Source organism: Parafrankia soli, from assembly GCF_001854695.1.
Lineage (GTDB): Bacteria > Actinomycetota > Actinomycetes > Frankiales > Frankiaceae > Parafrankia > Parafrankia soli.
The window spans coordinates 13,148-35,801 of record NZ_MAXA01000218.1 but is presented as its reverse complement, the minus strand read 5'-3'; the positions used below and the strand labels follow the sequence as shown (position 1 = coordinate 35,801).

Annotated in this window: 24 protein-coding genes and 1 pseudogene; 8 read left to right on the top strand and 17 right to left on the bottom strand. The window is 73.6% G+C overall.

From position 1 onward, the window contains the following. Nucleotides 1-8 precede the first annotated feature (8 nt). Both BBK14_RS42285 and hypF read left to right on the top strand, forming a co-directional pair. Nucleotides 9-134, top strand: coding sequence for an acylphosphatase (locus BBK14_RS42285; RefSeq protein WP_112109420.1), 126 nt, complete (start codon nt 9-11; stop codon nt 132-134). Continuing rightward, entirely contained in the window at nt 88-2,394 is a 2,307-nt protein-coding gene (gene hypF, locus BBK14_RS19145) for a carbamoyltransferase HypF (protein WP_083391077.1), read from the top strand. The genes BBK14_RS42285 and hypF overlap by 47 nt, the downstream gene beginning before the upstream one ends. Before the next feature lie 225 nt (nt 2,395-2,619). Here the strand turns inward: hypF and hypB are convergent, their stop codons facing one another. The 14 genes from hypB to BBK14_RS19080 form a co-directional block, all read right to left on the bottom strand. Next, complete coding sequence (hypB, locus tag BBK14_RS19140) at nt 2,620-3,336, bottom strand: hydrogenase nickel incorporation protein HypB (protein WP_071064457.1); 717 nt, start codon at nt 3,334-3,336, stop codon at nt 2,620-2,622. Between the two features lie 126 nt (nt 3,337-3,462). Further along, nucleotides 3,463-3,795: a hydrogenase maturation nickel metallochaperone HypA/HybF gene (locus BBK14_RS19135; protein ID WP_071064455.1), complete on the bottom strand. Its 333-nt coding sequence runs from the start codon at nt 3,793-3,795 to the stop codon at nt 3,463-3,465. Between the two features lie 13 nt (nt 3,796-3,808). Beyond that, nucleotides 3,809-4,921, bottom strand: a complete 1,113-nt coding sequence (hypE, locus tag BBK14_RS19130; protein WP_071064453.1) for a hydrogenase expression/formation protein HypE — start codon at nt 4,919-4,921, stop codon at nt 3,809-3,811. Next, on the bottom strand, nt 4,918-6,054 hold the full coding sequence (gene hypD, locus BBK14_RS19125) for a hydrogenase formation protein HypD (RefSeq protein ID WP_071064451.1): 1,137 nt from the start codon (nt 6,052-6,054) through the stop codon (nt 4,918-4,920). Before hypD ends, hypE begins: the two co-directional genes overlap by 4 nt. A 52-nt stretch (nt 6,055-6,106) precedes the next feature. Continuing rightward, a complete protein-coding gene (locus BBK14_RS19120; protein ID WP_020460081.1) occupies nt 6,107-6,379 on the bottom strand; it encodes a HypC/HybG/HupF family hydrogenase formation chaperone in 273 nt (90 codons plus the stop codon). Nucleotides 6,380-6,384: 5 nt separating this feature from the next. Then, nucleotides 6,385-6,489 carry a DUF6893 family small protein gene (locus BBK14_RS42280; protein ID WP_373693973.1) on the bottom strand — a complete coding sequence of 35 codons (105 nt, stop codon included), beginning with the start codon at nt 6,487-6,489 and terminating at the stop codon, nt 6,385-6,387. A gap of 2 nt (nt 6,490-6,491) precedes the next feature. Then, nucleotides 6,492-7,004, bottom strand: a complete 513-nt coding sequence (locus tag BBK14_RS19115; RefSeq protein WP_071064449.1) for a hydrogenase maturation protease — start codon at nt 7,002-7,004, stop codon at nt 6,492-6,494. 16 nt (nt 7,005-7,020) lie between these two features. Then, nucleotides 7,021-8,271: a hypothetical protein gene (locus BBK14_RS19110; RefSeq protein WP_071064447.1), complete on the bottom strand. Its 1,251-nt coding sequence runs from the start codon at nt 8,269-8,271 to the stop codon at nt 7,021-7,023. Next, complete coding sequence (locus BBK14_RS19105) at nt 8,268-8,891, bottom strand: DUF6084 family protein (protein WP_071064445.1); 624 nt, start codon at nt 8,889-8,891, stop codon at nt 8,268-8,270. Before BBK14_RS19105 ends, BBK14_RS19110 begins: the two co-directional genes overlap by 4 nt. Beyond that, on the bottom strand, nt 8,884-9,540 hold the full coding sequence (locus BBK14_RS19100; RefSeq protein ID WP_071064442.1) for a DUF5947 family protein: 657 nt from the start codon (nt 9,538-9,540) through the stop codon (nt 8,884-8,886). The genes BBK14_RS19105 and BBK14_RS19100 overlap by 8 nt, the downstream gene beginning before the upstream one ends. Beyond that, a complete protein-coding gene (locus BBK14_RS19095) occupies nt 9,537-10,148 on the bottom strand; it encodes a hypothetical protein (RefSeq protein WP_241831660.1) in 612 nt (203 codons plus the stop codon). The genes BBK14_RS19100 and BBK14_RS19095 overlap by 4 nt, the downstream gene beginning before the upstream one ends. Before the next feature lie 2 nt (nt 10,149-10,150). Continuing rightward, a complete protein-coding gene (locus BBK14_RS19090; protein ID WP_071064440.1) occupies nt 10,151-11,941 on the bottom strand; it encodes a nickel-dependent hydrogenase large subunit in 1,791 nt (596 codons plus the stop codon). Beyond that, entirely contained in the window at nt 11,938-12,993 is a 1,056-nt protein-coding gene (locus BBK14_RS19085) for an NADH-quinone oxidoreductase subunit B family protein (protein WP_071064438.1), read from the bottom strand. Before BBK14_RS19085 ends, BBK14_RS19090 begins: the two co-directional genes overlap by 4 nt. Nucleotides 12,994-13,028: 35 nt before the next feature. After that, a complete protein-coding gene (locus BBK14_RS19080) occupies nt 13,029-13,322 on the bottom strand; it encodes a HypC/HybG/HupF family hydrogenase formation chaperone (protein WP_071064436.1) in 294 nt (97 codons plus the stop codon). Between the two features lie 104 nt (nt 13,323-13,426). On the opposite strand from BBK14_RS19080, the gene BBK14_RS19075 reads away from it, so the two are divergent. From BBK14_RS19075 to BBK14_RS35555, 3 genes are all read left to right on the top strand, one after another. After that, a complete protein-coding gene (locus tag BBK14_RS19075; RefSeq protein WP_071064434.1) occupies nt 13,427-14,275 on the top strand; it encodes an NAD-dependent protein deacetylase in 849 nt (282 codons plus the stop codon). After that, nucleotides 14,275-15,570, top strand: coding sequence for an alpha/beta fold hydrolase (locus tag BBK14_RS19070; RefSeq protein WP_071064431.1), 1,296 nt, complete (start codon nt 14,275-14,277; stop codon nt 15,568-15,570). The genes BBK14_RS19075 and BBK14_RS19070 overlap by 1 nt, the downstream gene beginning before the upstream one ends. Nucleotides 15,571-15,731: 161 nt before the next feature. Further along, nucleotides 15,732-15,995: a UBP-type zinc finger domain-containing protein gene (locus tag BBK14_RS35555; protein WP_083391079.1), complete on the top strand. Its 264-nt coding sequence runs from the start codon at nt 15,732-15,734 to the stop codon at nt 15,993-15,995. 99 nt (nt 15,996-16,094) lie between these two features. Here the strand turns inward: BBK14_RS35555 and BBK14_RS19065 are convergent, their stop codons facing one another. Further along, a complete protein-coding gene (locus BBK14_RS19065) occupies nt 16,095-16,376 on the bottom strand; it encodes a GlsB/YeaQ/YmgE family stress response membrane protein (protein WP_083391076.1) in 282 nt (93 codons plus the stop codon). A 108-nt stretch (nt 16,377-16,484) separates the two neighbouring features. Between BBK14_RS19065 and BBK14_RS19060 the strand changes: the two genes are divergently transcribed. The 3 genes from BBK14_RS19060 to BBK14_RS19050 all read left to right on the top strand — a co-directional run bounded on the left by BBK14_RS19060 (nt 16,485) and on the right by BBK14_RS19050 (nt 20,024). Next, nucleotides 16,485-17,552 (top strand): thiamine pyrophosphate-dependent enzyme, encoded by a 1,068-nt coding sequence (locus BBK14_RS19060; protein WP_235014584.1) that lies wholly within the window; start codon nt 16,485-16,487, stop codon nt 17,550-17,552. A gap of 4 nt (nt 17,553-17,556) precedes the next feature. Continuing rightward, entirely contained in the window at nt 17,557-18,387 is an 831-nt protein-coding gene (locus BBK14_RS19055) for an enoyl-CoA hydratase (RefSeq protein WP_241831659.1), read from the top strand. A gap of 65 nt (nt 18,388-18,452) precedes the next feature. Continuing rightward, a complete protein-coding gene (locus BBK14_RS19050; protein WP_071064514.1) occupies nt 18,453-20,024 on the top strand; it encodes an aldehyde dehydrogenase family protein in 1,572 nt (523 codons plus the stop codon). Between the two features lie 337 nt (nt 20,025-20,361). Here the strand turns inward: BBK14_RS19050 and BBK14_RS40315 are convergent. Together BBK14_RS40315 and BBK14_RS19045 are read right to left on the bottom strand one after the other, a co-directional pair. After that, nucleotides 20,362-20,598 (bottom strand): annotated as a pseudogene (locus tag BBK14_RS40315) (response regulator transcription factor); the annotation flags it as partial. After that, complete coding sequence (locus BBK14_RS19045) at nt 20,589-22,550, bottom strand: hypothetical protein (RefSeq protein WP_071064424.1); 1,962 nt, start codon at nt 22,548-22,550, stop codon at nt 20,589-20,591. The gene BBK14_RS19045 and the pseudogene BBK14_RS40315, both read right to left, overlap by 10 nt. Nucleotides 22,551-22,654: the final 104 nt, after the last annotated feature.

Here is a 22,654-nt window from a genome sequence, read left to right as displayed (position 1 = left end):
CTGGATGAATGACGTCGCGAGAGCAGGTCGAGGTCGAGGTGACCGGAATCGTGCAGGGCGTCGGTTTCCGGCCCTTTCGTCTACGGGCTGGCGACCCGGCTCGGCCTGAGCGGCCAGGTCTCCAACGACGCTGAGGGCGTCCACATAGCGCTGGACGGCGCCGGCCCGGAGGTCGCCGCGTTCCTGACCGCGCTGCGCGAGGAGGCGCCGCCGCTCGCCCAGATCGACAGCGTGGACGTCTCCGGCGGTCCCGCGCCGCCCGGAGCCGGGCCGGCGGCGCCGGGGTTCCGGATCGCCCCCAGCGACCCGGCCCGCGGCGGGGCCGGGCCGCGGACGCGGGTCTGCGCGGACAGTGCCACCTGCGCGGACTGCCTGGCCGAGCTCGCCGACCCGGCCGACCGGCGCTACCGCTACCCGTTCATCAACTGCACCAACTGCGGCCCCCGCTTCACGATCATCCGGGACGTCCCCTACGACCGGCCGGCCACGACGATGGCCGGATTCCGGATGTGCGCGCGGTGCCGGGCGGAGTATGACGACCCGGCCGACCGCCGCTTCCACGCCCAGCCGGTGTGCTGTCCGGACTGCGGCCCCACCCTCAGATTCCGGCCCACCGCCGCCGCGTCGCCGACGTCCGACGAGCCGCTGGAGCGAGCAGCGGGGCTGCTGCGGGGCGGCGGGATTCTCGCGGTGAAGGGGCTGGGCGGGTACCACCTGGCCGTACTCGCCGCGGACGGGTCCGCGGTGGCGACCCTGCGCCGGCGCAAGCACCGGGACGCCAAGCCGTTCGCCGTCATGGTGCGCGACCTGGCGACCGCCGAGGAGATGTGCTGCCTCGACCCCACCGCGCGCCTCCTGCTCACCGGGCGGCGCCGGCCGATCGTCCTGGTCGAGCGCTGCCGGTGCGCCGGCCGGGTCGCCGAGGCGGTGGCGCCGGGCACCGGGACGCTCGGCGTGATGCTGCCGTACACGCCGCTGCACCACCTCCTGCTCGGCCTGCTGCCCGGCCCGATCGTGCTGACCAGCGGCAACATCTCCGACGAGCCGATCGTGTACCGCGACGAGGAGGCCCTCGCCGCGCTCAGCCCGGTCGCGGACGGTTTCCTCGCCCACGACCGGGCCATCCACACCAGGCTCGACGACTCGGTCGCCCGGTCGGTGCGCGGCCGGGAGACGCTCGTGCGCCGCTCCCGCGGCTACGCCCCGGAGCCGCTGCCGCTGCCCTGGGACGTCCAGCGGCCGGTGCTGGCCTGCGGGGCCGAGCTGAAGAACACCGTGTGCCTGGCGGCGGGGCGGCGGGCGTACCTCTCCGGCCACATCGGGGACCTGGAGAACCACGAGACGCTGCGGTCGTTCGTCAGCGGGATCGACCACCTGCGCCGGCTGTTCGACATCCCGCCCGAGCTGGTAGCGCACGACCTGCACCCGGAGTACCTGTCCACGAAGTGGGCGCTGGAGCAGGACCTGCCGGTCGTCGGTGTGCAGCACCACCACGCGCACATCGCCTCCTGCCTGGCGGACAACGGCCATCCCGGGCCGGTGCTCGGTGTGGCCTTCGACGGCCTCGGCTTCGGTCCGGACGGCACTCTGTGGGGCGGGGAGTTCCTGTGGGCCGACCTGGCCGGCTTCACCCGGCTCGCACACCTCACGCCCGTCCCGATGCCCGGGGGCGTCGCCGCGATCCGGGCACCATGGCGGATGGCCGCCGCCCACCTGCTCGCCGCCGGCGTCGCCGACCCGGACCGCCTCGCGGTCGCCCGCCGCAACGCCGACCGCTGGGACGCGGTCGCCGCCCTGGCCAGGTCCGGTGCCGCCCCGTCCCCGGTGGGTGCCCCGCTGACCAGCAGCGTCGGACGGCTGTTCGACGCCGTCGCGGCTCTCGTCGGCGTCCGGGACACGATCACCTACGAAGGGCAGGCCGCGATCGAGCTGGAGCGGATCGCCGCCCCCGGCGACTACGGCCGCTACCCGGCGAGCCCCCCGCTCCCAGGTGGCAGCCTCCCGCCGTCGGGTGCCGGGCTGCTGCTGCCGGGAGCCGACCTGATCCGCGGCGTCGTGGACGACCTGCGCGAGCGCGTCGACCCCACGGTGATCGCCGCCCGGTTCCACAGCACGCTGGCCGGGCTCACCATCGACACCTGTGCCGCCCTGCGCGACAGCCTCCTGGGCGGCCCGGGAGCCCCGGGCCGCCCGGGGCTCCCGGCATGCCCGGCGGGAACGGTGGCRCTTTCCGGCGGTGTCTTCGGCAACCTGCGGCTGCTCGGCGAGATCATGGACGGGCTGGTCGACCGGGGCTTCACCGTCCTGACCCACTCCCGGGTGCCCTGCAACGACGGCGGGATCAGCCTCGGCCAGGCGATGGTCGCGAACGCCCGCGGCCAGCAGCGCACCTGACTGGCAGACGGTGCGCACGGGACCGAACAAAGCTCCGCACGCCGGGACAAAAGCCCCGCGCGCCGGGCCGGCCTGCTCGCCATTTGGCATCCCACTCGCCATTTCTGGGCGAATTTCGCTGGGAATTCTGTCTGAAACGGCGAGAAAGAAGTCAAACGGCGAGGAGTCGAGCACCAGAATCGGTGGGCTCCATAACTTGGCAGCGAGAACACGGAGTGGGGCAGATCAGGGCGGGCCGCCGGTGGTTGGCGGGCATGATCGTGCGCGCAGCCAGCCGTACCAGTCGGCGAGCCCGGTGTCGGCGGTCGCCGACACCGGCAGCACCGGGGCGGACGGGTTGACCAGCCGCACGGACCCGGCGAACAGGTCGCCGTCGAAGGCGAGGTAGGGTAGCAGGTCGACCTTGGTGAGCAGGACCAGGTCGGCGACCCGGTACATGTGCGGGTACTTGCTGGGCTTATCCTCACCCTCGGTGACCGAGGCCAGCACGACCCGGGCCGACTCCCCGAGGTCGAAAAGCCCCGGGCAGACCAGGTTGCCGACGTTCTCGATCAGCACCACCGCCCCGGGCGGCGGGTCGAGCTCCCGCAGAGCCCGCCCGACCATCGCCGCCTCCAGATGGCAGCCGGTGCCGGTGTTCACCTGGACGGCGCGGGCGCCGGTGGCACGGATGCGCTCGGCGTCCAGCGGTGTCTCCTGGTCGCCTTCCACGACGGCACAGGTGACGGTCCCCGCCACGGCGCGGATCGTGTGTTCCAGCAGCGTCGTCTTGCCCGCGCCCGGCGAGCTCATCAGGTTGACGGCCGACACCCGCCGGGCCGCCAGCCACGCCCGGTTGTCCCGCGCCGACTCCTCGTTGCGCGCCAGCACGTCCACCTCGAGCCGCAGCGTCCGCGCCTCAGCCGCCTCCCGACTGTCATCACAACCGCAGGTCCCGCACATCAGCCCACCTCCGCTCCCTCAGCCCCTCCCGCCCGTCCCTCCCACCCGGCCGTTCGGCTCGGCCCGTCCGCTGGTCCCGCTCAGCCCTCCCGTTCGGCTTGGCTCGTCCGCTGGTCCCGTCGACCGTCAGCGCACCTCGACGGCGGTGATCCGGACCTCCTCACCGCCGGTCAGCTCGATCTCATGGCTTCCGCAGCCACACGGCGTGAGCAGGTCCGGCAGGTCGACGTCGGCCCCGCACCGGCGGCAGCGGCCCCGCCCCGGCGGCTCGGCGATGTCGAGCCGGGCGCCGTCGAGCGACGTCCCGGCGGCGACCAGGTCGAAGCAGAAGCGCAGCGGCGAGGTCATCACCCCGGACAACCGCCCGATCTCGAGCGCCACCCGGGTCACCTGGACGTCCGCCGGGACCCGCCGGGCGACCATGTCGACCAGCTCGACGGTGACCGAGAGCTCGTGCACCGCGCCAGCCCGGTCAGCAGATCCGCGGCAGCGGGTCGCCGACCAGCAGGTCGACGATGCGGGTCCCGCCGAACGCGGTGTTGAGCAGCACCATGCCCGGCGGGTCGTCGGCGATTCGCCCGATCACCGCCGTGTCCGCGCCCAGCGGGTGCGAGCGCAGCGCGGCCAGCGCCGCCTCGGCCACCTCGGGGGCGACGATCACCACCATCCTGCCCTCGCAGGCGACGTACAGCGGGTCGAGGCCGAGCAGCTCGCAGGCCCCGCGCACGGTGGGCCGCACCGGCACCGCGTCCTCGTCGACGATCACTCCGACCCCGGCGGCGGTCGCCACCTCGTTGAGGATCGTCGCCACCCCGCCGCGGGTCGCGTCGCGCATGGCCCGCACCCCCGGACCGTCCGCCGGCGCCCCGACCGCTTCCAGCAGCCGGGACGTCAGCTCGGCCAGCGGGGCGGTGTCGGAGGAGAGGTCCGCGCTGATGTCGAGCTCGCCGCGGGCCAGCAGCACCGTGATCCCGTGGTCGCCGATCGGTCCGGTGACCAGGACGGCGTCGCCCGGCCGGGCCCGCGCGGCGCCCAGGCGGACGTCCGCGGGGACGAGCCCGATGCCGGTGGTCGTGACGTAGCAGCCATCGGCCCGCCCGCGCTGGACGACCTTCGTGTCCCCGGTGACGATCGACACCCCCGCGTCGGTCGCCGCGCGGGCCATCGAGGCCACGATCCGGCGCAGGTCGTCGACGGCCATCCCCTCCTCGAGGATGACCGCGCAGGCCAGGTGCAGCGGGCGTGCCCCGGCGACCGCGAGGTCGTTGACCGTGCCGTTCACGGCGAGATCACCGATGTCACCGCCGGGGAAGAACAGCGGGGTGACGACGAACGAGTCGGTCGTCAGCGCCAGGCGCGTCCCGTCCACGGTGAACACCGCCGCGTCCTCGAGCGGTTCCAGCAGCGGGTTGCGCAGCCCCTCCAGGAACACGGCGTCGATGAGGGTCGCGGTGGCCTTGCCGCCCGCGCCGTGCGCCGAGGTGATGTGGGTGTCGCGCAGCTTCGGCCGGCGTCGCCGCGCGGCCTCGACCCGGTCCAGGACGCCGCTCTCGCTCCGGCCGGCGGCCACCTTCGCCGCGGTCATGCTCGGCTCATCTCCTTCGCGGGCTCGGTGGCGCGGTGCCGGGCGCGGCCGAAGTTGTAGTAGGCCGCGCAGGCGCCCTCGGGGGAGACCATGCAGGCACCGATCGGCGTCTCCGGGGTGCAGCCGGTGCCGAAGACCTTGCACTCCCACGGCTTGATGACCCCGGTCAGCACCTCGCCGCACTGGCAGGCCTTCGGGTCCTCGACCCGGGCACCCGGCGGCGCGAAGATCCGCTCGGCGTCGAAGGCGGCGTACCGCTCCCGTACCCGCATCGCCGACCACGGGATGCGGCCCAGCCCGCGCCACTCGAAGTCCGGCCGCGGCTCCAGCACCTCGTCGATCACGGCGAGCGCGACCGGGTTCCCCTCGGCCGCCACCACCCGGGTGTACTGGTTCTCCACCTCGCAGCGCCTGTCCCGCAGCTGCCGCAGCAGCTTGTGGATGGACTGCAGGATGTCCAGCGGCTCGAACCCGGAGACCACCAGCGGCCGGCCGTAGTCGCGGGGGATGAAGTCGTACGGCCGGCAGCCGATCACCGTCGAGACGTGCCCGGGGCCGACGAACCCGTCGATCCGCACGTCGGGGGAGTCCAGGATCGCCCGCAGCGCCGGAACGATCGTGATGTGGTTACAGAAGATCGAGAAGTTCGTCAGTCCCTCGGCCGCCGCCCGCCGCACCGTCAGCGCTGTGGACGGCGTCGTCGTCTCGAAGCCGATCGCCATGAACACGACCTGCCGGTCCGGGTTCGCCCGCGCGATCTTCAGCGAGTCCAGCGGCGAGTAGACCATCCGGATGTCGGTGCCCTCGGCGTTGGCGTCGAAGAACGAGCCGTGGCTGCCCGGCACCCGCATCATGTCGCCGAACGAGGTCATGATGACGTCGTCCTGGCGGGCGATGTGCATGGCGTCGTCGACCCGTCCCATCGGGATGACGCACACCGGGCAGCCCGGGCCGTGCACCAACGAGACCGCCGGTGGCAGGTGGTCCTCCAGGCCGTGCTTGTAGATCGTGTGCGTGTGCCCGCCGCACACCTCCATGAACGCGTACGCCCGGCCCGGCTCACAGAGCTCGGCTATCCGGGCGGACAGCGCCCGCGCGGTGCCCGCGTCCCGGTACTCGTCGACGAAGCGCATCTCCTCCGCCTCTCCGTGGTCGATCGCCGCTCCGCGTGGCCTGTCGCCCGCGCTAGTCGATGGACGAGGCGCGCAGCGCGGCCAGCTCGTCGTCGTAGGCACGCCCGATGCCGGTGAGGAAGTCCAGCGCCGCCCGCGCCTCGGCCTCGTCGATCAGGGACAGCGCGAACCCGACGTGGATGAGGACCCAGTCCCCTGGGCGCGGCGGGTGCTCGTCGAGCAACCCGATGTTGATCGCCCGCCGCACCCCGCTGACGTCCACCGTCGCGATGTCCGGGCGGTCTGGCCGGATCTCCACGACCTCACCCGGAATACCGAGACACACGCCGATCACATCCTGCTGAACTCGAGGTATCGGCGCAGATCGGGGGCGATGACGACAGTGGCTGCGCCGGCTCCGACCGCGACCGCGGCGAGCACCATCCAGTGCGACATGATCATTCCTCCCGTTGGGTCTCGATCCGCCTGACTGTGATCCCGGGCGCGCCGTCGATCTCGGACTGGCCGGAGATGACCGACCGGACGAGGCGCGCCGCCGGCTCGACGGCGGCCGCCACCGGCGGCGAGAGCCCGACCTGGTGATCCACCGAGGCCGGCTCGCAGCCGACCAGCAGCACCCGGTCGAGATGCCCGCCGAGCGTGTCGACCAGGTCGAGGACGACGTCCGGGCGCATCCCGTGCGCGTCGACCTCGGACGGCGCCCGCACGTCGGTCAGGTCCACGAGGGACACCGTGCCTGGTTCGTACCCGCGTCCGAGCGCGTCGACGAGCACCACCGTCGAATAACCGCCGGAGCACAGGTCGAAGGCCAGGTGCAGCCCGCTGGTCCCGTAGTCGGCGATGGTCACCCGCGGCGGCGGGCCGGTGCGCCGCAGGTGGCGGGCGACCTGCACGCCGAAGCCGTCGTCGCCGAGCAGTATGTTGCCGACGCCGGCCACCAGCGTGCTCACTGGTTCACCATCCAACTCATTGCCGCTCCAGCTCGTCAGGGGTGAAGTACAGGAAGCGACCGAATTCCCGGCGCAGGTCCGCGCCGGGGTCGTCGTCCAGGGTCACCGCCACATGGGTCCGGCCGTCCACGTCGTGCAGGACGGCGGCGACGGTGGCGGCGCGGCCGTCGATGAACATGTCCTGCGCGTCGCTGCCGGTCGCGGCCCCGCTCGCCAGACCGGTCAGCGGGCCGGTCAGCATCCGTCCGGGCCGGGGTCGCAGCCGCACCGCGCTGCCCACCGCCGGCTCCGCGCCCGGTGTCGCGTCTGGTGCCGGGCCCGGAGTCGGCGGTGGGATGACCCGGCCGCGGCCGTGCAGCTTCTCGGCCATCGCCGGGGCGAGCTCCGCGACGGACGCGAGCAGCTCGGCGGCCCGCGGATCGCCCGTGCGCGCCGCCAGCTTCTCCGCGTCGGTGAGCGTGGACGTCCGCAGGGCCAGCATCTCGTCGATCTCGGTGGCGTCGCAGAACGCGGCCGGGCTCTCCGCCGCGATCTCGGGATGGTCGGGCAGGGTGATCGGCGCGGCAAGCACCGTGTCCGAGCGGCCCGAGCGGCCCGAGCGGCCCGGGCCGCCGAGGAGCGCCGGCCACAGCCGCTCGTTGACGCAGGCCCGCGCGGCGTCCGCCGCCCACTCCGGCGGGTCGGCCAGTGAGAGGAAACAACCGCCGTACGCCCGGGCCACCACCTGGACGGCGACGAACGCCCGGCCCAGCGCCGCGTCCCGGTCGGCGGGCGGCTGGCCGGGCGGGACGGAGACGTTGCGGACGGTGGCGTGGATCCGGTACCCGCCGTAGGGGCCGGGCAGCGCCTGCGCGCCGAGCAGCAGTTCGCCGCGTCCCGGTTCCGGCCCGCCGAGCACCAGGCCCCGCCGGACGGGCTCGCCCGCCAGCTCGCCGACCCGCACCGAGAGCGCCCCCGCCGCGTCACCGCGGGCGCCGCCGCCCTCCCACAGCCACCGGGCACCGATCCGGAGCGTCGTGCCCGGGCCGCCGTCCAGGAGGAACTCGGTGCGGGCGGCGGAGTGCTCGCCGGTGCCCGCCGCGGCGAACGCCGGCGGCATCAGCACGCCGAACTGCCAGTGGTGGCGGTTCTTCAGCGCGTCCTCCCGGTACGGGTAGAGGAGGTATCCCTCGTAAAGGACGGTGTCGGAGACCGCCCGCGCCGCGTCGTCGAGGAAGCCGACCGGGTCGGCCCGGGCGGGGGCGCCGACGCCGTTATGAGTGCTCATGGTGTCGCTCCGGACAGCAGGGAGGTGATCGCGGCGTCCGTGGTCGGGATGGCGCGCTCCAGGCGGTACCGCGCGAGCGCGTCGACGGTGCGGCGGTCCAGCCGCAGCCACGCCTCGCCGGGGAAGTACATGTCGATCAGCTCCCGCCAGGTCGCGACCGGTAGCCGGTAGCCGGCCTCCAGATGCCAGGGCACCTGCTCGACCCGCAGGCCGTTCGGGCCGATCCCGAACACCGTCCCGCTGAACATCAGCCGCAGCGGGATCACCCCGTCGCGCAGCGAGCCGAAGTACCGCCCGGACGCGACCTCGAGGTCGTAGCCGCAGGGCACGGCGAGCTCGGTCTCGGTGGAGCGGGCGAAGCCCGGCACCACCGTGGAGACCGTGGCGAACTGGATCGGGTGCGGCGGGCCCGGGCCCGTCCCGAACAGGTGGGTGAGCGCGCGGGACTCGGCGGGGTCGTAGCGCCGGGCGCCCGGGTCGATGCGGATCTGGCAGCGCAGCGCCAGCGCGTGCAGCCGCTCGCCGCCGCGTTCGGCGATGCGCAGCCGGAAAAGCAGCGTCGGGGCCGCCGCGTAACGCTGCGGCGAGACGTCGAGGCAGTCGAAGCTCAGGTCAGCCATCGCGGGCCCCCACCCTGCCGTCAGGCGAACCCGCCCCGCTGTCAGGCGAACCCGCCCTGCGGCGGGCGTCGGCGAGGAAGGCGGCGAGCCGCTGCCGGGCCTGCGAGCCGCCGTCGAAGCCACGCCAGTGCAGCCGGAGCTCGCCGACCAGCCGGTAGCAGGCGTCGATCGGCAGCAGGTAGCCGCTCTGGCCGTCCCGGGTGGTGTGCACGAGCAGGCCCTCGACCTCGGGGGTGAGCTGCCAGCCCACCGCCGCGGCCAGGTCGGCATCGAAGCCGCTGGCCGTCGTGCTGGCCGGCAGCTCGCAGTGCGTCGCGCCTCCCGGGCTCGGGTAGAACGCGCCCACCGCCCCGTCGTGGATCACGAAGAAGGCCAGCCCGACGGGGATGCCCGCCGCCGCGAGCAGCTCGGCCCCGGCGGGGAAGGCCGCCGCGAACAGGTACCTCGTCGGCACCGCCCGGTAGCGGCCGCCGCCGGCGCCGGCCCGGGTGAACAGCAGCCGGCAGCCGGGACACGAACAGAGGATGGAGCGGGTGTCCAGGTCGGTGATGTGCCCGTGCTCCTCGGCGATCCGCTCGCCGCAGAGCTCGCAGCGCGCGGCGCCGGGGCCGGTGCCGGGCGCGAGGTAGCGGCGCAGCGTCGCGGTCACGAGGTGCCCACCCCGACCACGGGGAGCAGGGCCCGCCCCGCGGCGAGGTCGCCCGGCGCGGCGGCCCCGGCCCCCTCGACCAGCACGGTCACCTCGGGGGCGGCCGTCTCGACGGCGTCCTCGACCGCGGCGACCACCGTCGGGCCGGGCGGCCGGCCCGACGAGCGGACGGTGACGACCGGATCTTCCTCCGTGCCGGTGATCTCGAAGCGGAGGGTGTGTGCCCCGGGGAGCTCCCCGAGCCGCGCGAAGGCCTCCTCGACCCGGCGCCGGGTGCTCACCGGGTGCAGGCCGTGCATGGCCAGCAGCGCCCCGAGGTGGGGCTCCGCCGCGAAGGCCCGCACGTTCTCCGCGCCCGCGATCGCCGTGAGCTGGGCCAGGCCCGCCCCGTAGAACTCCATCAGTGCTCGGACGATCTCCTCGGCCAGCACCCTGGTCCGGCTGTCGCCCAGCTGCTCCAGCCGGGTGAGCAGGTCGTCCACCCGGGCCGCCGCCGCGCGCGGGTCGACCGAGTTCCGCGGGCCGGCCGAGTCGCGCTCGGCCGGGGCCCGTGGGCCGGCCGCGCMCCGCGGGTCCGTGCTCGCGACCGCCGTCCCCACTGCCATCATGATCACCCGGCGGGGGTGAAGGCGTGCGGGGTGTGGACGACGTCCAGCGTGCGCCCGGCGCCGGTGTGCATGTGCACCCCGCAGGGCAGGCACGGGTCGAAGCTGCGGACAGTGCGCATGATGTCTATCCCCTTGAACGACTCCGGCGGGTTCTGCTCGAAGATCGGGGTGTTCTGCACCGCGTCCTCGTACGGGCCGGGCGTGCCGAACACGTCGCGCACGCTGGCGTTCCACGGCGTCGGCGGGTACGGGTGGTAGTTCGCGATCCGGCCGTCCCGGATGATCATGTGGTGCGACAGCACCCCGCGGACGGCCTCGGTGAACCCGCAGCTCACGGCCTCGTCGGGGACGTCGAAGGACTCCCATGTCTTCGAGTGGCCCGCCCGGACCTCGGCCAGCGCCTGCTCGGCGAAGTACAGCGCGCAGGCCGCCGCGTACGCCTGGAAGTAGGTGCGGGCGCGGTTGCGCTCCAGGGTGTTGCTCCAGCGGGGGATCGTCCACTCGTAGGTCCGCTCGCCGACCGTCGCCGACCTCGGCAGCGTGATCCGCACGCTGTGCCCGGTCGCGCGGACGTGGCCGATGTCGACCAGCCCGGACAGCGCCGTGCTCCACAGCCGGGCGATCGGGCCGCCGCCGGTGTCGAGAGGCAGGTGGTCGATGCCGTCGAACCAGCGCGGCGACATCACCCACGAGTACTTGTCGTCGAAGTCGCGCCGGCTCGGGTGGGGGATGGTGGTCTGGTTCCACGGGTGCCGCCGGTCGACCGGGTTCCCCAGCGGGTCGTGGGTGACGAACAGCGGCTGGTCGTCCCAGTCGTCGTAGTACGAACTGCCCAGCAGGACGCGGATGCCGAGGTTGATGTCGACGAGGTTGTTCGTGACCAGGTTGCCGTCGACGATCACCCCCGGGGTGACGAACATGCTCCGGCCCCAGTCGGCCATGTTCCGGTAGGTGAAGTCGCACCGCTCCGGCTCGTTGAACGCCCCCCAGCAGCCGAGCAGGATCCGCCGCCGGCCGACCTCCTCGTAGCCGGGCAGCGCCTTGTAGAAGAAGTCGAAGAGATCGTCGTGCATCGGGACGACGCGCTTGAGGAACTCGATGTAGCGCATCAGCCGGGTGAGGTAGTCCGTGAACAGCTGGACGGAGGCCACCGTGCCCACGCCACCCGGGTAGAGCGTGGATGGATGGACGTGCCGTCCCTCCATCAGGCAGAACATCTCGCGGGTGAGCCGGCTCATCCCCAGCGCCTCGCGGTAGAACTCGCCCTCGATCGGGTTGAGGGCGTGCATGATGTCGCCGATGGTCCGGTACCCGTGCTCGTCGGCGTGCGGCGACTCGGTGGCCCGGGCCAGCTCGAGTACCTCAGGATTGGTCTCGCCGACCATCTTCTCGCAGTAGTCGACCCCCACCAGGTTCTCCTGGTAGATGCAGTGATCGAACATGTACTCGGCGGCCTCGCCCAGATTGATGATCCATTCGGCGAGCGGCGGCGGCTTCACGCCGTACGCCATGTTCTGCGCGTACACCGAGCAGGTGGCGTGGTTGTCACCGCAGATGCCGCAGATCCGGCTGGTGATGAAATGGGCGTCGCGGGGGTCCTTGTCCTTCATGAAGATGCTGTAGCCGCGGAAGATGGACGACGTGCTGTGGCACTCGACCACCCTGCGCGCCGGCCAGTCGATCTTCGTGTAGATGCCGAGGCTCCCGACGATGCGGGTGATCGGGTCCCACGACATCTCCAGCAGGTGGGCGTCCCGGGCATCGGTTGCCGTGTGCGCCGAGGTGGTCGTCATGTCAGCACCTTCTCCCGCGCGCGATCGTCGTCCTGGCCTGCGTGGACGTCCCGGCGCCGCCAGTGCGGTTCGACGTCCGCCTTACGCATCGTGATGGCGCGCAGTCTGCGGATGACCGCGCCGTACAGGCCGCTCGCGGTGGTCGAGACGTGGGCGCCGGGCGGCTCGTCCATGAACGGCATGAAACGGTCCGGGAAGCCCGGCATCGTGCATGCGATGCAGATCCCGCCGACGTTCGGGCAGCCGCCCACCCCGTTGATCCAGCCGCGCTTGGGGACGTTGCACTTCACCACCGGGCCCCAGCAGCCGATCTTCACCAGGCACTGCGGGGTGCCGTACTCCGTGGTGAACTGACCTTCCTCGTAGTACCCGGCCCGGTCGCAGCCCTGGTGCACGGTGGCGCCGAACAGCCAGCGCGGGCGGAGTTGGTCGTCGAGGGGGATCATCGGCGCCTGCCCGCTCGCCTGGTAGAGCAGGTAGGTGATCGTCTCCGACAGGTTGTCCGGCTGGACGGGGCAGCCCGGAACGCACACGATGGGGATCTGCGCCTTCGACTTCCAGTCCCAGCCGAGATAGTCGGRCACCCCCATCGCCCCGGTCGGATTCCCGGCCATCGCGTGGATGCCGCCGTAGGTGGCGCACGTTCCCGCGGCGAGGATCGCCAGTGCCTTCGGTGCGAGCCGGTCGAGCCAGGTGCTGGTCGTCACCGGCTGGCGGGTCACCGGGTCGTTCCCGAAACCGCTCCAGTAGCCGCCGTTCGTGATCAGGTCCTCGTTCGGAATGGACCCCTCGACGACCAGGACGAACGGATCGAGCTCGCCGTGGTCGGCCCTGCGGAACCAGTCGATGAAGGTGTCGGCGCCCTGCTCCGGCCCGGACTCGAAATCGATGAGCGGCCAGTGGACGCTCACCTTCGGCAGACCCGGCAGGGTGCCCAGAACGATGTCCTCGATGCTGGGCTGGGTGGCTGCGGTGAGCGCGACCGAGTCCCCGTCGCAGCTGAGTCCGGCGTTGATCCAGAGAATATGGATCGGATCCTCGACTGTGGACACGGTTCTCCCACCCCTTCCGGTCGTTCACCGGTCATTCACACGACGGCGATCGCCTCCCCGGCGTGCACCAGGACGGTGTCGCCGGCCTGCGCCTGCACAAGCGCGATGCTGATCTCCTCGACGCCCGCCGACGCCCGCGCCAGGGCCAGCCCGCCCTCCTCCAGGCGGACGATCTCCATCTCGATCACGCCGTCGGAACAGGTCACGCAGGAGCCCGTCGTCGCGGCGGCCGGGTGGCCGGCGGCCAGATCGGTCAGCTCGCCGGCAGGGTGGCAGGGCGGGGCGCTCGGACCAGATACCTCAGCAGGGTCCTTGCAGCGCGTGTTCATGAGATAACGGTACGTCTGCGGTGTGGGCGGCACCACCGGGCGCCGCGGGGCGCCTCACCGGCACCCGCCCGCCTCGTCCGGGCGGCGGGCCATACCCTCGAGGCATGGTCTTCGCCCGGTTGCGTGATCTTGTCGCCGGCGGTGGCGTCGCGGTGCTCACCGGAGCGGGGATGTCGACCGACTCGGGAATCCCTGACTATCGGGGGCCGAACGGCTCGCTGCGCCGGCACACGCCGATGACCTACCAGCAGTTCAACCGGGACCAGGCGGCCCGGCGCCGGTACTGGGCGCGCAGCCACCTCGGCTGGCGCCACGTCGCCGGGGCGCGCCCCAACACCGGGCACCGCGCTCTGGCGGAACTGGAGGCCGCGGGCCTGCTCGACGGCGTCATCACCCAGAATGTCGACGGGCTGCACCAGGCCGCCGGGTCGCTCCGGGTCATCGACCTGCACGGCGAGCTCGCCCGGGTCCGCTGCCGGGTCTGCGGGGCGCTCAGTGCGCGGGCCGAGCTCGACCGCCGCCTGCGCGCGGTGAACCCGGGCTTCGCCGCCGGGGTGGCCGCCGCGTCGCCGCTCGGCGCCGAGGTCAACCCGGACGGCGACGTCACCCTCCCCGACGAGGCGATCGACGGTTTCGTCGTAGTGGGGTGCGCCGGCTGCGGGGGCGACCTGGAGCCCGACGTGGTCTTCTTCGGCGCCACGGTGCCGCCGGCGCGGCTGGCGTCCGCGGTCGCGCTGGTCGAGAACGCCCGCGGGCTGCTCGTGCTCGGTTCGTCGCTGGTCGTTATGTCGGGCTACCGGTTCGTACTGCGGGCGGGAGAGCTCGGCATCCCGGTCGGGATCGTGAACCAGGGCCCGACCCGCGGCGACGCGCGGGCGGAGTTCACCGTCGACTCGCCACTGGGCGCCGTCCTGCCCCGCCTCGCCGCCGAGCTGCTCGGCKCGGCCGCCTGATGGCCACTGATGCGGATCACCCCGTCGGGGATCGCGCGGAGCTGACCCTGCGCGCCGCCGGGCCGGGCGACGTCGCCGCGCTTGTCGAGCTGATCGAGTCCGCGTACCGGGGCGAGCACAGCCGGGTTGGCTGGACCACCGAGGCCGACCTGCTGGGCGGTCAGCGCACCGACCCGGAGATGCTTGCCGCCGCGCTCGCCGAGCCCGACATCCGGATGCTCCTCGCGCTCGGCCCGGCCGGGGAGCCGGTCGGCTGCTGCCAGCTCCAGCGGCGCCCGGACGGCGCCTACTTCGGCATGTTTGCCGTCCAGCCGGACATCCAGGGGCGGGGGATCGGGGACCGTCTGCTCACCGCCGCGGAGACACTCGCCCGCGACGAGTGGGCGGCGGCCCGGATGGAGCTGTACGTCATCTCGCTGCGCGCCGAGCTGATCGCCTGGTACGAGCGGCGCGGCTACCGGCGTACGGACCGCCACGAGCCCTTCCCCTACGGGGACACCCGGTTCGGCGTGCCGCTGCGCGACGACCTGGTCTTCGCCGTCCTGGAGAAGGACCTCGGCCACCGGGTCGACGTCGGCGGCCTCGCGCTGCACGTCGAGACCTGGACGGGCCAGGCGCATTCATCCACCCCGCTGCTGCTCCTGCACGGCATCGGTGGGAGCACCAGGGACTGGGCCGGGGTGTCCCGCGAGCTCGCCGGCGCCGTGTCGAGCCGGGTCGTGGCCTACGACCACCGCGGCCACGGAACCAGCGGGCGGGCGGCCCGCCCGGAGTACACCTTCGACCACCTCGTCCGCGATCTCGAGACCGTCGTCGCGACGCTGGAGCTGGCGCCGCTGCACCTGCTGGGGCATTCGATGGGCGGGGTGATCGCGCTCCGGTACGCGCTGGCCCACCCCGAGGCCGTCCGGTCGCTGATCCTGATGGACACCGCCGCGGCGCCGGCGGCGGGTGATCATCTGCTGTCCCGGCTGGGCATGGGCGCGCTCATGGAGGGCATCGCCGCCGCGACCGCGCTGCTGGGGCATGGGGACCACGCCGACCCCGCCGCCCTCGCCGCCTTCGGCCACGAGCTCAACGCCTACCCCTCGATGATCGACCGGCTGGGCGAGATCCGCTGCCCCACGACGGTCATCGTCGGCGAGCGGGACGTCCTGCTGCGCGGTGCCGCGCGGGATCTGGCCGGCGCCATCGAGGGTGCCCGGCTCGCGGTGATCGCCGGTGCCGATCACAACCCGCAGGCCAGTCACCCGCAGGCCTGGCTCAGCGCGGTGGAGCGGCACGCCGCCTTCTGAGAACCGCGGCCATTCATTTTCCGGCCCGGTGGCGGTGGCCGCGGTTGGCAGTGTCCACGGTCACGGGTTCTTCGCACGCCAGAATTTAGGACGTACTGAGATTTCGGGGCGGGATGGTGGCCTGCTTGGCAGCCCGTGTTCGGTCAATGGAGAATGGGTTCATGGCCGCTGGCGAAGATCCGCATCTGTCGTTGGTACGACCTGTCGAGCCCACCCCGCCGGACGGCTGCGGAGAGTGTCTGCGGGTCGGTTCGCAATGGGTGCACCTCAGGCTGTGTCTCACATGTGGCAATGTGGGGTGCTGCGACTCCTCTCCGTCGCGGCACGCCCGTGCCCATGCGCACACTCACGAGCACCCCATCGTCCGCTCGTACGAACCGGGCGAGGACTGGCGCTGGTGCTACGTCGACGAGGCCTACGTCTAGCGGGCACGGCTGCCTAGCGGGCACGGCTGCTTGGTCGGGCCCCACCTCCGCCGGGCCCGCTCCCTGGAAGAGGAGCGGGCCCACCGACCCGCCGGTGGGCTAGCGGCCGACCGGATGGCGCTGGTGGCGGTTCGCCCACAACGGCGCGACGAGCGCGACGAGGGCAACGGCGACGCCGACCTGAAGAATGTGCCGAATCCAGTCGATGCCCGACGTGTTACGCACGCCGATTGCGCTGGCGATCACGTTTCCGACCAGGGCGCCGACTATACCGACGACCACGGTGAGCCAGATTGGGATATCCTGCCGCCCGCGCATGATAAGTCGTGCGAGAAGACCGATGACGAGACCTGCCAGCACTATCCAAACAATTTGAAACACGACGGACGGCCCCCCTGGGTCGGGTGATGACTACCCCTCGGGTGTCCCCTCCTCGCAGGCATCGCAAACTGTGTCGTCGACCAGACAGGAATAATACGGATGACGTTGATGGCGGAACGCAGTGAGAACGGCGCTCCGTTCGACACGGGTGTTCGGCTGCTTGCGCCGGACGGCACTCTCGTCGACGACCCGCGTTTCACTGTGCGTGCTGACTCCCGGCAGACGGAGTCGTTCTACCGGGAGATGGTGCGGGCGCGCCGCCTCGACGAGGAGGCCACAGCGCTGCAACGCCAGGGCGAGCTGGTCCTGTGGATTCCGCTGCGGGGCCAGGAGGCCGCCCAGGTGGGCTCGGCGGCCGCCGCCGAGCCGGGGGACTTCCTCTTCCCCAGCTATCGCGAGCATGCCGTGGTCTGGCACCGCGGCATCCCCCCGGTCGAGGTGCTGCGCCTGCTGCGGGGCGTCACGCACGGCGGCTGGGATCCCGAGGCGTACAACGTGGCCAACTACGTGCTCGTGCTGGCGTCGCAGACCCTGCACGCGGTGGGCTACGGCCTGGGCGTCCGCCTCGACGGCGCAGCCGGCCAGGTGGTGATGGTCTACCTCGGTGACGGCGCGATGAGCCAGGGCGACGCGAACGAGGCGTTCGTCTGGGCCGCGAGCTTCGGCGCGCCGGTGGTGTTCTTCTGCCAGAACAACCAGTGGGCGATCTCCACACCCAGCGCGCGCCAGTCACCCGTGCCGCTGGCACGCCGCGCGGCGGGCTTCGGCTTTCCGGGCGTGCGGGTGGACGGCAACGACGTGCTGGCGGTGCATGCGGTGACCACCTGGGCCCTGGAGCACGCCCGCTCGGGTCAGGGCCCCGTCCTGATCGAGGCGAACACCTACCGGATGGCGCCGCACACGACGTCCGACGACGCCAGCAGGTACCAGGAGGCCGCCGAGGTCGCGGCGTGGCGGGCGCGCGACCCGATCGACCGGGTCGCGCTGCTGCTCGGCCACACGCACGACCCGGCCTGGTTCGAGGGTGTGCGGGCGGAGGCGGAGGAAGCCGCGGCCACGCTGCGCCGGGAGTGCCTGGCCCTGCCCGACCCGGCCCCGCGGACCCTGGTGGATCATGTGCTGGTGGGTGGCTCCGCGCTACTTCGGGAGCAGCGGGGTGAGATCTGGGAGGGTTGACGCCGTGATAGACGTTGAGCTTCGCGGCGTGTCCGACCCCCGGCCCGCGGCCGGTGAGAGCCCCCAGCCCGACCAGCCGAACGCCGATCAGAGCACCGCGCGCACTGGCGAGCGCCCCGGCGACCCCCAGATCGCCGTGGTGCGGATCGACCGGCCCGAGCGCCGCAACGCGCTGGACACCGAGCACTGCCTCGGCCTGCGCGCCGGCATCGGCCGGGCGCTGGACGCCGGTGTCCGTGCCGTGGTCCTCACCGGCTCCGGGACGAGCTTCTGCGCCGGCGCGGATCTCGACCAGGTCTACGGCGAGGCCTTCACCGACGCGCTCTACGGGGCGCTGCACGCGCTCACCGGCGCGCCCGTCCCGGTGATCGCCGCCATCAACGGCCCGGCCATCGGCGCAGGGCTGCAGCTCGCGCTCGCCGCGGACCTGCGTGTCGCCGTCGAGGAGGCCTCGTTCGCGGTGCCGACGGCGCGGCTCGGCCTGTCGGTGGACCCGTGGACGCTGCGCCGGCTGGCCGAGCTGGCCGGCGGCGGCGCGGCCCGCGCCATCGTGCTGGGCTGCGAGAGCGTCCCGGCGCGCCGGGCCTTCGAGCTGGGACTGGTCCAGCGCGTCGGCGGGCTCGACACCGCCCTCGCCTGGGCCCGGGAGATCGCCGGCCTCGCCCCGCTGACCCTCGCCTACTCCAAGCGCGCGTTCAACGCGGCCGCCGACCCCGAGGCGGTGCGTCCCGGTGAGGTGATGGCCGCCTACCAGGCATGCTGGACCAGCGAGGACGCGCAGGAGGGCCGCCGCGCCCGGACCGAGAAGCGCGCACCGGTCTTCCAGGGCAAGTAGCTGACAGCCGGCCGCGTCAGGCGGGCGTCAGGCGGGCGAGGAGACGGGACGGGACGGTGGTCGCGATGGCGAAGTTCGAGACACGCAATCCGGCGACGGACGAGGTCATCGGGACCTACCTGGCGATGTCCGCCGACGACGTGGCGGCGAGCGTGCGGTCGGCCCGGGCCGCCGCGGGACAGTGGCGGGCCGCGGGCTTCGCGGGCCGCCGCGCCGCCCTGCTGCGCTGGGACGCCTGGCTCGCCGCCCACGACCGCGACCTGATCGAGCTCATACACCTGGAGAACGGGAAACCGGAGATCGACGGCCGGCTCGAGCTCCTCCTGGCCTGCGAGCAGCTGCGCTGGGCGGCGCGCAACGCGCACCGGGTCCTGCGCGCCCGCCGGGTCCGCACCGGGCTCGTGCTGGCCAACCACAAGGCCCGCATCGACCACCTGCCCTACGGCGTGGTCGGCGTGATCGGCCCGTGGAACTACCCGGTCCTGACGCCGATGGGGTCCATCGCCTACGCGCTGGCCGCGGGCAACACCGTCGTGTTCAAGCCCAGCGAGCTCACGCCCACCGTCGGCGTGTACCTGGCCGAGGCGTTCGCCGCCGCGAACCCGGACCTGCCCCCCGGCGTGTTCACCGCGGTGACCGGGCTCGCCGAGACCGGGGCGGCGCTGTGCGCGGCCGGCGTCGACAAGATCGCCTTCACCGGCTCGGCGTCGACGGCGCGGCGGGTCATGGCCACCTGCGCCGAGACGCTGACCCCCGTCGTCGTCGAGTGCGGCGGCAAGGACGCGGCGATCGTCGCGGAGGACGCCGACCTGGCCGCCGCGGCACGCGCGGTGGCCTGGGGGGCGACGTCGAACGCCGGCCAGACCTGCGCCGGGGTGGAGCGCGTCTACGTCGTCGCCGGTGTCCGGGACGCATTCCTCGCCCAGCTGCGCCGCGTCCTCGCCGACATCCGGCCCGGGTCGGACGCCGGCGCCGACTACGGCCCGATGACACTGCCCCGCCAGAGCGAGGTCGTCCGCCGCCACCTCGACGACGCGCTCGCCCGCGGCGGGACGGCGCTGCTCGGCGGCCCGGAGTCGGTGCGCGTGCCGTACATCGACCCGATCGTGCTCGTGGACGTCCCCGAGGACAGCGCGGCCGTGCGCGAGGAGACCTTCGGGCCGATGATGACCGTGCGCACCGTCGCCGACGTCGACGAGGCCGTCGCCCTGGCGAACGGCACCGCCTACGGCCTCGGCGCGACCGTGTTCTCCCGGGCCCACGGCGAGGAGATCGCCGCGCGTCTCGACGCCGGGATGGTCTCGGTCAACGCGGTGCTGTCGTTCGCGGCGATCCCGGCGCTGCCGTTCGGCGGGAGCGGCGACAGCGGGTTCGGCCGGGTCCACGGCGCCGCCGGCCTGCGGGAGTTCGCCCGGCCGCGCTCGGTGGCCACCCGCCGGGTGGGCCTGCCCTGGGTCAACGCGACCAGGTTCAACCCTGCCCCGGGGACGTCCGCGGTGCTGCGGTGGCTCATCCGGCTCCGTCACGCTGTGGGGGGTCACGGGGCGGGGCGTCCAGACGCGGGCCGGCGCGATCCGTCGGGCCAGGGCCAGGGCCGTCGGCCGGCGCGAGCAGCCAGGCGAGCAGCTGGCAGCTGACGCCGGGGACGGCCGGCAGCCCCAGCTTCGCCCGCAGACCCGCCAGCACACCCACCTCGACCGGCTGCCCGCGCAGCGCGAGTACCAGTGCCGCGCGCTCCCGCTCGTCCAGCCGGAGCAGGTCCGGCGCGCGTTCCGGCCGGGTCACCAGCCGGCGGGCGACGTCGCCGTCGACGACGATCTCGCCCCGCACCAGCCGGCTCAGCGTCGAGCGCAGGACGTCGCGCTGGGTGATGTTGGACTTGAGTGCGTAGCCGGTTCCCGGCAGCGCCCCGCCGAGCAGCTCGGCGGCGTAGGGGGCCTCGTCGTCGGCGGAGAACACCAGCACCGCCACGTCCGGGCGGAACGCCTTGATCCGCCGCGCGGTGCGCAGCCCCTCGTCGGTGCCGGTGGGCGGCATCCGCATGTCGACCAGGGCGACGTCCACCGGGGCGGTGGCGGGTGTGGCCATCACCACCGAGACCAGGTCGGCGCCGCGTTCCACCACGGCGACGACGTCCACGCCGAGGCTGGTCAGCAGCGCCCGCAGGCCCTCGCGGAAGTGCGGGCTGTCGTCGGCGATCGCTACCCGCACGGGACCGTCACCCGGGTCGTGGTGGCGCCGCCGGCGGCACCGCGTACGGCGACCCAACCGCCCAGCGCCCGGGCGTGGTCGGCGGCGGCGCGCACCCCGCCGGCCACCGGCACCGCGCAGGTGACCTCGCCGACGAGCATCGCGCCCTCGGCGCGCACCTCGACCCGGGCGGCCCCCCACTCTCTCCTGCCCGCCGTCGGCCCCGCCGCGGCTGGTCCCGCCGCCAGCCCTGACACGCCCGGTCCCGCCGCCAGCCCTGACACGCCCGGCCCCACCGCCAGCTCTGACACCACCGGTCCCGCCGCGGCCGGCTCCGGCATCCCCGCGGCCGTGTCCGGCGGTGGAACCGCGTCGGCGGCCGCGATGGCGCGCAGCGCGGCGGCGAGCGCCGCGTACATCGCCCGCTCGGCCGTCGTGTCGAAGCGGCCGGTGGGCACCTGCAGCAGGCTCGGGCCGCCCAGCCCCAGCCCCGCGGCGAGACTCTCCAACGCCGGGAGCAGGCCGTCCCGCTCCAGGACGGCGGGATGGGCCTCCCGGGCGATGTCGGCGAGCTCGCCGTGCGCCGCGCGCAGCCCCTCGCCGATTTCCGCCAGGGCCCGCGCGGTGGCCGGTTCCGACACCGTCCGGGCGACGTCCCCCGCCGCCGCGGCGAGCTCGGCCAGGCGCCGGCGGACGCCGTCGTCCAGCTCCCGCCCGACCAGCGCCCACTCGTGGGCCTGCGTGCGCGCGGCCCGCCGGCGTTCCTCACCCAGGCGGACGAGCTGCGCGCGCAGGCCGCTCTGCGCCCGCGCCTGCTCCAGCGCCGCGGCCGCCGCGGCCAGCGCCGCCGCCACCTGCCGCCGGTGGCAGCGCAGGACGGGATCGATGCTCAGCACCGCGACCGGCGCGCCGGCCGCGGACCGCACTGGGACGTACCAGCGCTGTTCCGGGCCCGGCCGGTCCGACCGTTCCCCCCGGTGGTCCTCCGGGGGGAGGTCCACCACCTGGCCGTGCAGATCCACCAGCACCTCCGTGTCCGGCTGGTGGCAGGTGTCCGGCTGGTGGTAGTAGACCTCGAGGGTGGCGTCGCGCAGCAGGGCCCGCAGCGCTGCCCGCACCGACGCCGGTGTCGGCGACCCGATCTCCCGGCCGAGCCGGTCGGCGGTCGTCGCCAGCAGCAGCCGGCGGTGGGCGCCGACGGCGAGCAGCGCGACGGGGGTGACGATCGACGCGGCCCCCTGCAGCGCGACCGCGTCCTCGATGCGGCCCAGCTCGGGTTCGGCCATCAGGCCCGGGTAGGTCACCGCGGTGACGAGCGCCACGAAGCCCGCCGAGAGCAGCACCGGACCTGCGACGACCCGCTCCAGGCCCCGCGCCGCCCGGATCCTGGCGACCGCCAGCAGCACGAACGTCACGGGCACCAGGACGTAGAGGACGAGCAGGACGTCCAGCGCCGCCTCGAAACGGGCCCGGCCGACGAGCAGCGGCGCGGGCCACAGCACACCGTCGGTGAAGCCGTTCCAGGACGGCCGGGAGATGACGACCGTCAGCACCTGCCCGCCCAGCAGGATCACCGCCGCGGATGTGACCCACCACCGGTCGGCCCGGCCGCGCAGGGTGTTCCCCGGGTAGAGCAGCAGCCCCCAGGCGTAGGCCACCCAGTAGACGGACTGGCCGAGGACGGCGATCAGCGGCAGCGGGCCGACGTCCCAGCTCATCAGCCAGGTCAGCGGGCAGCACAGGCCGCCGAGGGCCAGCAGCTCCCCACACCGGCGTGACGACGGGTCGCCGCGCAGCAGCATGCCGGCGACGACCAGCGCCACCGCCACCGCCACGTTCGGGACGGCGGCCAGCCGGTGGCGCTCCCAGTACGGCCACCCGGCGGCAACGGTCGCCGCGGCCACGAGCAGCGTCGTGGCCGTCGTCGAGGCGGCGAGCCGCGCCGTCGCGGAACGCCCGGAGCCGACCGGCATCCGTCAGGTGTACCCGAGCGAACGCGGGGTTCCTACCGGATGTCCCCCGGAACGGCCCCGGGTTATCCCGGTGCGTGACCGGGCCGTCTGGGGGACGTGAGAAG